The sequence below is a fragment of the Flavobacterium sp. genome (assembly GCF_027531905.1).
Taxonomy (GTDB): domain Bacteria; phylum Bacteroidota; class Bacteroidia; order Flavobacteriales; family Flavobacteriaceae; genus Flavobacterium.
Genome location: NZ_JAPZSU010000048.1, coordinates 53,359 through 65,409, shown reverse-complemented (window position 1 = coordinate 65,409; position 12,051 = coordinate 53,359). Strand labels below are relative to the sequence as shown.

Genomic DNA, 12,051 nt, shown 5'->3' with positions numbered 1-12,051 from the left:
TTATGGAACCTATATTTAACAATACAAGAGAAGTAGGCTTGTTTTTTCTAAAACATAAGTTAAAAATTAAGCAAGGCGATTCATAGCGCCTACTTTCTTTGTTAATTTGTGCTAAATTTTAGAAATATGATTTTTCGCTTTTTAGTTTTGTTATTGGTTTTGGCGTTTATCGAGGTTTACACTTTTCAAGCGTTCAAAACAATAGCAAAGAACAAGACTTTTTTATGGATATATGCTGTACTTAGTATTGCATTACTCATTTATATAATTTACGGTTTCACTCAGTTTGATCGTTCTGTTGGACAAACACCGTCGTCTTTAAGGACAATGGGGTTACTGTTGTTGGTTTATGTTCCAAAAATTTTGATTACTCTTATTTTGTTAGGTGAAGATGTTTTTAGAATTTTAATTGGTGTAGTTAATCATTTTGTAGAGAATAGTAATGAATCTACTTTTTTGCCTTCTCGAAGAAAATTTGTGAGTCAAGTTGGTCTTGGTTTGGCGGCAATTCCATTCTTGTCATTGATTTATGGGATTTTTGAAGGGAAATATAATTTTAAAGTCATCAAACAGGCTATTTTTTTTTCTGATTTACCTGATGCTTTTGATGGTTTTACAATCACTCAAATTTCAGATGTTCACAGTGGAAGCTTTGATAATGCGGAGAAAATCAGTTATGCTATTGATCTGATTAATGAGCAAAAAACCGATTTGATTTTATTTACTGGTGATATTGTAAATACTCATGCCAAAGAGATGCATCCTTGGATTGACACTTTCAATAAAATAAACAAACATGCATTCGGAAAATATGCTGTGTTAGGAAATCATGATTATGGCGAATATGTTTCTTGGAAAACGAAAGAAGAAAAAGCTGATAATTTTGAAGCCATAAAGCAATTGTATAAACAAATAGGTTTTACTCTTTTGCTAAACGATCATACATTTATCGAAAAAGAGGGTCAAAAAATAGCCTTAGTGGGTGTCGAAAACTGGGGGCACAACTTCAAACAAGCGGGTGATTTGGACAAAGCTGGAGCAGGATTGACAAAGAATGATTTTAAAATTCTTATGAGTCATGATCCTAGCCACTGGGAGCATGTTGTAAAAAACGATCCAAATCATTATCATCTAACTTTATCAGGGCATACTCATGGCATGCAATTTGGTATAGAAATCCCTGGATATTTTAAGTGGAGTTTAGCACAATATGTTTATAAACAATGGGCTGGTTTATACGAAAATTTAGGTAGATACGTTTATGTTAACCGTGGTTTTGGATTTCATGCGTATCCTGGAAGAGTGGGAATTATGCCAGAAATAACTGTTATTCAACTAAAAAAAGGAGAAAATCGAGCGTAATTAGTTAAAAATGCTATATTTGCACCGTAATATCTCTGTATAAAGTATTATAAATTAAATATTTTGGTTTTATGTCAAAATTTGGAGAACTTATAAATGCACAAGTTCCTGTGTTAATTGATTTTTACACAGATTGGAACGAATCTTCAGTTTCGATGCATCCAGTTATAAAAGATGTGGCTGCTGCTCTTGGCGATAAGGCCAAGGTGATACGAATTGATGTTGATAAAAATCAAGAATTAGCCGAAGTTTTACGAATTAAAGGATTACCTACTTTGATGATTTACAAAGAAGGAGTAATGATGTGGAGGCAATCAGGGGAACTAGACGCTAATACAATCATAGGTTTGGTTCAAGAGCAACTATAGTTTTTGGGGTAAAAGAAGACTTAGTTTTATTTCATATAAGTAACGGATTTATATTTGAATCATCTTGGAATGACTTCAAATGTAAATCCTTTCTGTTTTAAGTAGTTTATAGTTTTTGGAAGGGTATATTTTAAGTTTTTTTCCGCTTTTAAGCTGTCGTGAAAAACAATGATACTTCCTGGTTGAACAGACGATATTACATTATTTAGACATTTTTCAGGTGTGATTTGTGTATCGAAATCAGCACTTAGTACATCCCACATAATAATTTTATAGCCTAATTCCTTAATTTTTTTCGCTTGTCCTCTTTTGATTCGACCATAAGGAGGACGAAAGAGGTAGGGCTGCTTACCCGTGTTTAGAGTAATAATAGCATCACATTTTTTGGTGTTTTCTATGTAAATTTCTTCGCTATTTTTCCAGCCATTGTAGTGATCGTTGGTGTGATTGCCAACAGTATGTCCTTCATTAACTATTTGTTTGAAAAGTTCTGGTTGTGCTTGAATGTTTTTACCAATGCAGAAGAAAGTAGCTTTGATGTTTTCTTTTTTTAAAAGGTTGAGTACCCAATTTGTCACTTCGGGTGTGGGACCATCATCAAAAGTTAAATAAATACAATTGTTTTTATTAGGGATGTCCCAAATATAATTGGAAAAATACGTTTTAATGAGGGCATTGGTTTTAATCCAATAGAATGACATATTCTTTTTTTTAATTTTAAAGATAAAAAAAATGTAGCATAAACTAGTTATGCTACATTTATCAGAAGGTGTTCTTTGTGTTATTCTTTTTCTCTACCAAATCTTTCAAAGATTGTGATATAGGTATTAAATTGTGCTTTGTTTTTATTGTAAAAATCCAAATCTCCACTTTCTTTCATTACTAATAATAAACTTCTATAACGTTCGATATCCGTAATGATATCAATAGCAATATCTGATTGTTCGGAAGGAGGTAAGGTGCTGTAATATTTGAGGTTTTCTTTGTACTTTACTATTAATTTTGATAATAAATCTTGAGCTTTTGCTTTTTCGTTAATGTCATAATATCCTTTGGCAAAAGGTTCAACTAAGGAGTAATAGCCAAATTTCTCCAAGGGCATTTTGGTCATAGCTAGTTCTATGATATTTTTTGCTTGGTCTTTTTTGCCTTCCAAAATCAATTGATTCATTAATCTTGACAAGTAAGAGCGATAAGTGATACTGTTTTTTCTTGTTTCAGGGTCATGATAAATAGTAAGGCTTTCGCTATTTCCCCAATCCCATTTCATCACATTTTTGTACATTTTATCACTATCAATTCCTCCCATTTCTAGTGGACTTGCGTCTTTTGGGATGACAGTTTTGATAGGAACCAATTTATAAGTCATTCCGTCTAATTGAAGGTAGTTTTTCATCCAAAGAAAATCTTCGTCATCATAAGCACCTCCACTAAAATAAATAGGTCTTTTCCAATTGTTGTTAGCGATTAAATCAAGCATCATCAATCGATTTTTGTATAAAGCACGACCTTTCATGTCAATATCTATATAAGGAACTATCGAGTCGTATTGTTTTGGAGATACTACCTTATTTTTGATAACGGCTTCTTTGTCAACGGCAAGTCTGATTTTATTTGTTGGGTAAAAATGAATTGACTGACCATTGTCCATTTCAACAATTGATTTTGGATTTTTGATAAAAGTAATCATGTCTTTGATGTCCCATCTGTTTTCAATTTTTGGAATATGGGCTACATAATCTAGTTTGTCACCTACATAGTCTTCATGATTAAACGATATCGGTAGAGGTTCTGATTCGTATGCTTTTCGTTTCATTTGATCGATGTACCAATCAGTCATAAACAGACTGGTATTCACAATTCGAATATCAGTTCGTACCTTTTCAATTTCTTGAGCGTACCATAAAGGGAACGTGTCATTGTCTCCAATGGTGAACAAAATAGCGTTTTTATCGCACGAATTTAGGTAAGCTTTTGCCATTGCAACAGCGGTATATTTGTTTGAGCGGTCATGATCGTCCCAGTTTTGAGAAGCCATTAAAACTGGAGCGGCTAGCAAACTTCCTGCAATAATAATTGGTCCAGCTATTTTTGGTGCCAAATATTTTTGAAGACTTTCATAGAGAGCATAAACACCAAATCCTATCCAAATGGCAAAAACATAAAAGGATCCTACTAAGGCATAGTCTCTTTCTCTTGGTTCAAATGGACGTTCGTTTAGATAAATTTTAAGTGCAAAACCTGTAAACAAGAATAATACTAAAAGAACATAAAAGCTTTTCAGGTCTTTGTTCGCATGGTACATTAAGCCAATTAAGCCAAGGATAAAAGGTAGGAAGTAATAAGTGTTTCTCCCTTTATTATTTAATACATCCGACGGAAGGTTATCTTGAGATCCAAGATGAATGGAGTCCATAAATGGAATACCACTAATCCAATTGCCATCAAGATTGTCATATTTACCTTGAATGTCGTTTTGTCTTCCTACGAAATTCCACATTAAATATCTCCAATACATATAACCAAATTGGTATTCGAACATAAACGTAAAATTGTCTACTGTGGTTGGTTTGTCTACAATCAAGTAATCGCCGTAGCTTTTTAGGAATTTAATGTAGCCGCTATTGTCAATTTGTTTCTGAGCGTAAGCACTTCTAAATTCTGCAACAATTTTTTCTATTTCGTTTCGAACTTGCGCGGTAGCTTTATTCAGGTCTTCTTCGCTTAACTGACTTGGGTCAATACCGTATTTTACCAAATCTTCTTCATAAGGATAGTTAGGATTTAGTCTAAAGGCCGGTGGATTGGTAAAATTGATATAGTTTTCAATATGATCTGCACTTCTCATTCGTGGCAAAATAGTTTTGTGACTATCATCACTATTTTGTTCTGCATTTTTAAAGTTGTTTACAATAACATATTTTCCGCTTTTGTAATCTCTTTCATAATTGGGAGCTTTGTCTAAATAAGGATTATTTGGATCAAGGCCCGCAAAAGCTTCAGTATATTGTGATCCATAGAACAATGGACTCGCGCCATATTGCTCTCTGTTGTAATAGGCTAAAACTTCTCTTGCGTCTGATGGTTTGTTTTCGTTGATAACCACATTAGCATTGGCTCGAATAGGTAACATCATCCAAGTTGAAAAGCCAATTAAAATAAATAAAATGCAAAGAATTATGGTGTTGTGAAAAACCAATCCTTTTTGGCGAGTGTATTTTAATCCAAAGTAGAAGAATAAACCAAATAAAATGGCAACAAAAATTGTCCCAGAATCAAATGGCATTCCTAGAGAATTAACCATAAACACTTCTGTTTTTCCAAAGAAAGCCATTGTTAAAGGAAGAAGTAATTTGAAAATGAATAATAATACAGATATTACAACAACATTAGCAATAATGAAATTTTTAATAGTAACCTTTTCATAATGTTTGAAATAATATAAAAATCCAATAGCAGGAATAGTAAGTAGCGCCATAAAGTGAACGCCAAAGGATAACCCAATTACTAATGAGATAATAAGCAGCCATTTGTTTCCTTTTGGTTTATCCATGTCTTGTTCCCAACGCAAGCCTAGCCAAAAAAGTAAAGCAATTAACAGGGAAGCCATTGCATAAACCTCTGCTTCTACTGCGTTATACCAAAAACTATCAGAAAATGTATAAGCAAGAGTGCCAACAAAAGAACTTCCTAAGATTACTATATTATTATTGGTATTGATTTCTGAAACTCTAGCAATTATTTTTCTCAAAATCATTGAACTAGACCAGAACATAAATAATATGGTAAAAGCGCTTGAAAATACAGATAACATATTCACCATTAAAGCAACGTGTTGATCGTTTGAAGCGAACATGGCAAAGAAAGCACCCATCATTTGAAAAAGTGGGGCTCCGGGAGGGTGACCAACTTCCAGTTTAGCAGCGGTTGCAATGTATTCTCCACAATCCCAAAAACTCATCGTGGGTTCTACCGTTAATGAGTAAGTAATTAAAGCAATGCCGAAAGCAATCCAGCCTAAAATGGTGTTCCATTTATTAAAGTTGAAAGAGGTCTTATCCATGAATTTTTATAGAGTTTGTTTTCAATTACAAAGAAAATGTTTTTTTGTGTAACGTAACAAGCATTAACATTATTTTCTGCAAAAGTAGTAGAATGTTGCAAGTTTCTGAAAACTAGAGTTTTTGATTTTTTTTGATTTCGATTTGTAAATTATTTTCATTTTTTTTGAATAAAATCGTCTTAAAAATTTGTACAACTTAAAATTTGTATTAAATTTGCACTCGCTTAATCGCACTGCTGGTCTATGGTGTAATGGTAACACAACTGTTTTTGGTGCAGTCTTTCTAGGTTCGAGTCCTAGTAGACCAACAAAAAAGCCTCTCAATTGAGAGGCTTTTTTTTATGCCTCATTTTCATGAGGCATTTTGTTTTAGAGTTTAAAAGTTAAAACAGGTTTTTGAGTATGGTTCACGATATCCTCTGTGATGCTTCCATTGAAAAAATGGGCTAAGCCTGTTCTGCCATGAGTGTAAATACAAATTAAGTCAGCATTAATTTTATTAGCGAAATTTAGAATCCCTTTTTCTATATTGGACTCATTGTAGATAGTAATGCTAAAATTACTAAGTGCAAACTCGTGCGCAAAAGCTTCCATGGTTGCGGTTGCGGCGTCCGTGGTTTTAAAGCTATTAGGAGTGCAAATGGTTACTAGGTTAATCTTTGCGTCTAATTTACTTGCGATGTCTTTCATTTTTAAGAAAGGAACTTTAGTTTCGTTAGAGAAATCTGAGGCAAATACTATTTCTTTTGGTGCAAATTCGCCTTCGTCTTTTTTGATAACTAAAACAGGAACATCTGACAAACGCACAACTTTTTCTGTATTAGAGCCAATAAAAATTTCTTCAACACCAGAAGCGCCGTGAGACCCCATAATAATAAGATCTACTTCGTTTTTTTTGGTAAATCGTAGTATACCATCGAAAGCTTTTTCAAATTGAATGAATTCTGTAACTTCGATTCCATCAAGATAAGGGCGATCAAAAATTTCTGCAAAAGTTTCTTTAGCTTTTTGAATAAAAAACATCACCTCTGGAATGCTTTTTCCGCTTGAAATAGCATCACTCATTTGGTTAGGTAGTTCTAACATGTGAAGTAATAAAATTTCAGCATTGTGTTTTTTGGCTAATTGAGCAGCGGCTTTTAATGCGTTTTCGGCATAAACTGAAAAGTCGGTTGGGACTAAAATCCGTTTCATGAGTAGATTGGGTTTAATTGTAAGAAAATCCTTTTTTTAAAAGGCTATAGTAAAGATAAGATTTTTTTTTACCGTATTCAAATAAAATGATTTGTAAAAAAACACTATATTTGCACCGTTATTTATTAAAAGTTAAGTAATGAGGGGACTAATGTCCCCTCTTTTTATAAAATAGTTATAAAAATATGACATTTAAAGAAAAAGTAAATGCATTGGTTGAAGAAGCTTTATCGGAAAGGACTTCTGTTTTTTTAATCGATTTAACTATAACAGATGCCTGTAAGATAATAGTTTCGCTAGATGGAGATAATGGAGTTGCTCTTCAGGATTGTATAGATATTAGCCGTGCAATTGAAAATAATTTAGACCGTGAAGAACAAGATTTTTCTCTCGAAGTTGCTTCAGTTGGCGTAGGTTCTCCATTAAAAATGATTCGTCAGTATAAAAAAAATGTGGGCAGAACATTAATTGTTAAGACAGGAACGGAAATTATTGAGGCAGAATTAGTTGAAGCTAACGATGTTTTTATAATTTTGTCATGGAAAGCCAGAGAGCCAAAAAAAGTAGGAAAAGGAAAGGAAACTGTTCAAAGAGAACTGAAGTTGCCTTACGCAGATATTAAAGAAGCAATTGTTACAGTAACATTTTAATTAAAGAATTCGCATGGAAAATTTAGCATTAATCGATTCATTTTCAGAGTTTAAAGATGATAAACTTATTGATCGTGTAACGCTTATGGCAATTTTAGAAGATGTATTTAGAAATGCATTGAAAAAGAAATATGGTTCAGATGATAACTTCGATATTATTATAAATCCTGATAAAGGAGATATGGAGATTTGGAGAAGAAGAGTCATTGTTGCTGATGAGGATTTGGATTTCGAAAATGAAGAAATTACTTTAACAGAAGCTCGTAAGATTGAAGCCGACTTTGAAATTGGAGAAGAGGTTTCCGAAGAGGTTAAATTGATTGATTTAGGAAGAAGAGCAATTTTGGCTTTACGTCAAAATTTGATTTCAAAGATACACGAACACGACAATACCAATCTTTATAAACAATTTAAAGACATTATTGGTGATATTTACACTGCCGAAGTACACCATGTGCGTCCACGAGTTGTAATTTTGGTTGATGATGAAGGAAATGAGATTGTTTTGCCAAAAGAGAAACAAATTCCTTCAGATTTCTTCAGAAAAGGAGATAATGTACGTGGGATTATTGAGAGTGTAGAGCTAAAAGGAAATAAACCTCAAATCATTATGTCTAGAACTTCTGATAAGTTTTTAGAAAAATTGTTTGAGCAAGAAATCCCTGAGGTTTTCGATGGTTTAATCATGGTGAAAAATGTGGTTAGGATTCCTGGAGAAAAAGCAAAAGTTGCCGTAGATTCTTATGACGATAGAATTGATCCTGTAGGTGCCTGTGTGGGAATGAAAGGATCTCGTATCCACGGAATTGTAAGGGAGTTAGGAAATGAAAATATTGATGTAATTAATTATACAAATAATATTCAGTTATTTATAACAAGAGCATTGAGTCCCGCTAAAGTTTCTTCTATTAAAATTAACGAAGAGACCAAACGCGCTGAAGTGTTTTTGAAATTAGAAGAAGTTTCTAAAGCTATCGGACGTGGTGGACACAATATTAAATTGGCAGGAATGCTTACGGGTTATGAATTAGATGTAATTCGTGAAGGTGATATTGCTGGTGCTACAGCTGATGAGGACGATGTTGAATTGACTGAGTTTTCAGATGAAATAGAAGACTGGGTAATAGAAGAATTTGCGAAAATTGGTTTAGATACTGCAAAAAGTATTTTGAAACAAGAAGTAGAAGATTTAGTTAGAAGAACAGATCTAGAAGAAGAAACAATTTTAGATGTAATGAGAATTTTGAAAGAAGAATTCGATAGTTAAATCTATATTCTTCTAACAACACAACAAAAAAAGATAATAATAAAAAGGTTTTATGTCTGAAGAGAGAATAATAAGAATAAACAAAGTTTTAAGGGAATTGAATATTTCTTTAGAAAGAGCTGTGGATTATCTTAAGGATAAAGGGATTGCTATTGAGTCAAATCCAAACACAAAGATTTCTGAAGATGTATACAATGTCTTGTGCGGTCAGTTTGCTGGTGACAAAGGGAATAAAGAGGCGTCGAAAGAAGTAGGTGAGGAAAAAAGAAAGGAAAAAGAAGCGTTGCGCATTGAGCGTGAAAAGGAAATCGAAAACAAACGCAAAGCAGACGAAGAACGTTTAAGACAACAAGAAATTATCAAAGCTAGAGCTGTAGTTACAGGTCCTGTTCAAGTTGGTAAAATTGATCTTAATCCGAAAAAAGCTGCTCCTGTTTCTAATCCAACTGTAGCTATCAAAAAGCCAGAAGTTCCAGCTGTAAAAGCAACTGAACCTGTAGTTGAAACTAAACCTATTTCTCCAGAAAAACCTTCAACAGACCAGCCAGTTGCGAAGCCAATTGCTGGTATTAAAGAAAAAGAAGTAGTTAAAGAAGTAACTCCAGTTGTAGAGAATACTGCTTCAACGCCTGTTACTCCTGTTTCAGACGAACCAGTTGAGGAAACTATTACAACGCAATACCAAAAGTTGTCAGGAACTACACTTACAGGTCAAATTATTGATTTATCTCAATTCAATAAGCCTAAAAAGAAAAAAGAAGATCCAAAGATTACTCCAAACAAACCTGGTGCTCCAGGAGCGGCAGGAGCTAATAATGCTAATAAGAATAAACGTAAGAGGATAGCGCCAAAACCTGGTGCGCCAAAACCTCCTACAGCGCCGGGAACTCCAAATCCAAATAAAATCACTCCCAATACAGGTGGTGGGTTTAATGCGAATAGAAGTGCAAGACCAGGATTTGTAAAAGGTAATCGTCCTGCTATTGTGGCTAAAGTTGAGCCTACAGAGGAAGAGGTAAAAAATCAAATTCGTGAAACTCTTGAAAAACTTCAAGGTAAAGGAGGGAAATCCAAAGCGGCAAAATATAGAAGAGAGAAAAGAGAGACGCATCGTCAGAAAACTGATGATGAACAAAGAGCATTAGACGAAGGAAGCAAAACAATCAAGGTAACTGAGTTTGTTACTGTTGGTGAAATTGCGATCATGATGGATGTGCCAATTACTAAAGTTATTGGTACTTGTATGTCTCTTGGAATCATGGTAACCATGAATCAACGTTTGGATGCTGAGACTTTGACTATTGTTTGTGATGAATTTGGATATGAAGTAGAATTTATCACTGTAGATATTGAGGAAGCAATTCAAGTAGTTGAAGACAAAGAAGAGGATTTGGTAACACGTGCTCCTATTGTTACCGTAATGGGTCACGTCGATCACGGAAAAACATCTTTACTGGATTATATTCGTAAAGAAAATGTAATTGCAGGGGAATCTGGAGGTATCACACAGCACATTGGAGCTTATGGGGTGACTTTAGATAACGGACAAAAAATTGCTTTCTTAGACACACCAGGTCACGAAGCTTTTACCGCGATGCGTGCACGTGGAGCTCAAGTTACGGATATCGCAATTATTGTTATTGCAGCAGATGATGACATCATGCCGCAAACGAAAGAGGCAATTTCTCACGCTCAAGCTGCAGGTGTTCCGATTATATTTGCTATTAATAAAATTGATAAACCAAATGCTAATCCAGATAAAGTAAAAGAAAGATTGGCTGGTATGAACCTTTTGGTGGAAGACTGGGGTGGAAAAATTCAATCTCATGACATTTCTGCTAAAGTAGGTACTGGTGTGAAAGAATTACTAGAAAAAGTATTGTTAGAAGCTGAAATTTTAGATTTAAAATCTAATCCAAATAAACCTGCTCAAGGAACGGTTGTTGAGGCATTTTTGGATAAAGGAAAAGGATATGTTTCGACTATCCTGGTACAACATGGTACTTTAAGAGTAGGAGATTATATGTTGGCAGGGAAGCATCACGGTAAAATTAAAGCGATGCACGATGAACGTGGACATGTAGTTAAAGAAGCAGGTCCTTCTACACCGGTTTCTGTTTTAGGATTAGATGGTGCTGCAACAGCAGGTGATAAGTTTAATGTTTTTGAAGACGAAAAAGAAGCAAAACAAATTGCTGCTAAACGTTCTCAATTAATGCGTGAACAATCGGTAAGAACACAGCGTCATATTACTCTTGATGAGATTGGACGAAGAATTGCTTTGGGTCAATTTAAAGAGCTTAATATTATTCTTAAAGGAGATGTGGATGGTTCAGTTGAAGCATTGTCAGATTCATTCTCTAAATTGTCTACAGATGAAATTCAAATTAATATTATACATAAAGGAGTTGGAGCAATTACTGAAACAGATGTAATGTTGGCTTCTGCATCCGATGCAATTATTATTGGATTTAACGTTCGTCCTGCTGGAAATGCAAGACAGCTTGCTGATAAGGAAGAAATCGACATTCGTTACTACTCTATCATTTATGCCGCAATTGACGACTTAAAAGATGCAATGGAAGGAATGTTGGCGCCTGAAATGAAAGAAGAAGTTCTAGGTACAGCCGAAATTAGAGAAATTTTCAAAATATCTAAAGTGGGTTCTATTGCTGGTAGTATGGTTATGGATGGTAAGATTACTAAAAATTCAAAAATCAGAATTGTTAGAGAAGGCGTTGTGATCTTTGAAGGAGAACTTTTAGCGTTGAAACGATTTAAAGATGATGTGAAAGAGGTTGCTAAAGGGTACGATTGTGGTATTCAAATCAAAGGATTTAATGATATTGAAGAACGTGATGTTATAGAAGCTTATCATGAAGTTGCAATCAAAAAGAAATTGAAATAATTATATTTATACGAAAAAAGCCTCAAATTATTGAGGCTTTTTTTATGCAAATTGAAGTTTTTTTGTTCAAAAATCCGCATTAGACCTCTTGCCTAAACTGAATTATTCAATATAAAAATTAACTCGAATATTATTATGAATAAGAAAACAATGTTTAAAGAATGTCTTATTTAAAAGAACATAATCCAATTAGTATATACCTTTTTTGAATTCAAAAATAGGAGTAAGTTTTTGTTCTA

Annotated in this window: 8 protein-coding genes and 1 tRNA gene; 6 read left to right on the top strand and 3 right to left on the bottom strand. The window is 33.8% G+C overall.

Going from position 1 to position 12,051, the window contains the following annotated elements; all coding sequences use genetic code 11:
* Positions 1–126 precede the first annotated feature (126 nt).
* Together O9307_RS12325 and O9307_RS12320 are read left to right on the top strand one after the other, a co-directional pair.
* The gene (locus tag O9307_RS12325) at positions 127–1,362 is read left to right on the top strand and encodes a metallophosphoesterase (protein WP_298299777.1); all 1,236 of its coding nucleotides are present in this window, start codon (positions 127–129) and stop codon (positions 1,360–1,362) included.
* A gap of 71 nt (positions 1,363–1,433) precedes the next feature.
* Positions 1,434–1,730 carry a thioredoxin family protein gene (locus O9307_RS12320; protein WP_064714270.1) on the top strand — a complete coding sequence of 99 codons (297 nt, stop codon included), beginning with the start codon at positions 1,434–1,436 and terminating at the stop codon, positions 1,728–1,730.
* A gap of 59 nt (positions 1,731–1,789) precedes the next feature.
* On the opposite strand, the gene O9307_RS12315 is transcribed toward O9307_RS12320, so the two are convergent.
* Positions 1,790–2,431 carry a polysaccharide deacetylase family protein gene (locus tag O9307_RS12315; protein WP_298299774.1) on the bottom strand — a complete coding sequence of 214 codons (642 nt, stop codon included), beginning with the start codon at positions 2,429–2,431 and terminating at the stop codon, positions 1,790–1,792.
* Positions 2,432–2,511: 80 nt separating this feature from the next.
* Positions 2,512–5,793 carry a DUF2723 domain-containing protein gene (locus tag O9307_RS12310; RefSeq protein ID WP_298299772.1) on the bottom strand — a complete coding sequence of 1,094 codons (3,282 nt, stop codon included), beginning with the start codon at positions 5,791–5,793 and terminating at the stop codon, positions 2,512–2,514.
* Positions 5,794–6,030: 237 nt separating this feature from the next.
* Here O9307_RS12310 and O9307_RS12305 point away from each other — a divergent pair.
* A tRNA-Gln gene (locus O9307_RS12305) sits at positions 6,031–6,101 on the top strand.
* Between the two features lie 61 nt (positions 6,102–6,162).
* On the opposite strand, the gene O9307_RS12300 is transcribed toward O9307_RS12305, so the two are convergent.
* Complete coding sequence (locus tag O9307_RS12300) at positions 6,163–6,987, bottom strand: universal stress protein (RefSeq protein WP_298299771.1); 825 nt, start codon at positions 6,985–6,987, stop codon at positions 6,163–6,165.
* A gap of 185 nt (positions 6,988–7,172) precedes the next feature.
* Here O9307_RS12300 and rimP point away from each other — a divergent pair, with 185 nt between their 5' ends.
* The 3 genes from rimP to infB are packed head-to-tail and all read left to right on the top strand — an operon-like array spanning position 7,173 to position 11,812.
* Positions 7,173–7,637, top strand: coding sequence for a ribosome assembly cofactor RimP (gene rimP, locus O9307_RS12295; protein WP_298299769.1), 465 nt, complete (start codon positions 7,173–7,175; stop codon positions 7,635–7,637).
* Positions 7,638–7,650: 13 nt separating this feature from the next.
* Positions 7,651–8,904, top strand: coding sequence for a transcription termination factor NusA (gene nusA / locus O9307_RS12290; RefSeq protein ID WP_064714275.1), 1,254 nt, complete (start codon positions 7,651–7,653; stop codon positions 8,902–8,904).
* Between the two features lie 52 nt (positions 8,905–8,956).
* Complete coding sequence (infB, locus tag O9307_RS12285) at positions 8,957–11,812, top strand: translation initiation factor IF-2 (protein WP_298299764.1); 2,856 nt, start codon at positions 8,957–8,959, stop codon at positions 11,810–11,812.
* The last annotated feature ends 239 nt before the right edge of the window (positions 11,813–12,051 follow it).

Bases quoted from the DNA above. Each gene is read 5' to 3' on its own strand.
- rimP (WP_298299769.1), top strand. From the start codon at position 7,173: ATGACATTTAAAGAAAAAGTAAATGCATTGGTTGAAGAAGCTTTATCG.
- O9307_RS12315 (WP_298299774.1), bottom strand. From the start codon at position 2,431: ATGTCATTCTATTGGATTAAAACCAATGCCCTCATTAAAACGTATTTT.
- O9307_RS12300 (WP_298299771.1), bottom strand. From the start codon at position 6,987: ATGAAACGGATTTTAGTCCCAACCGACTTTTCAGTTTATGCCGAAAAC.
- O9307_RS12325 (WP_298299777.1), top strand. From the start codon at position 127: ATGATTTTTCGCTTTTTAGTTTTGTTATTGGTTTTGGCGTTTATCGAG.
- O9307_RS12310 (WP_298299772.1), bottom strand. From the start codon at position 5,793: ATGGATAAGACCTCTTTCAACTTTAATAAATGGAACACCATTTTAGGC.
- nusA (WP_064714275.1), top strand. From the start codon at position 7,651: ATGGAAAATTTAGCATTAATCGATTCATTTTCAGAGTTTAAAGATGAT.
- infB (WP_298299764.1), top strand. From the start codon at position 8,957: ATGTCTGAAGAGAGAATAATAAGAATAAACAAAGTTTTAAGGGAATTG.
- O9307_RS12320 (WP_064714270.1), top strand. From the start codon at position 1,434: ATGTCAAAATTTGGAGAACTTATAAATGCACAAGTTCCTGTGTTAATT.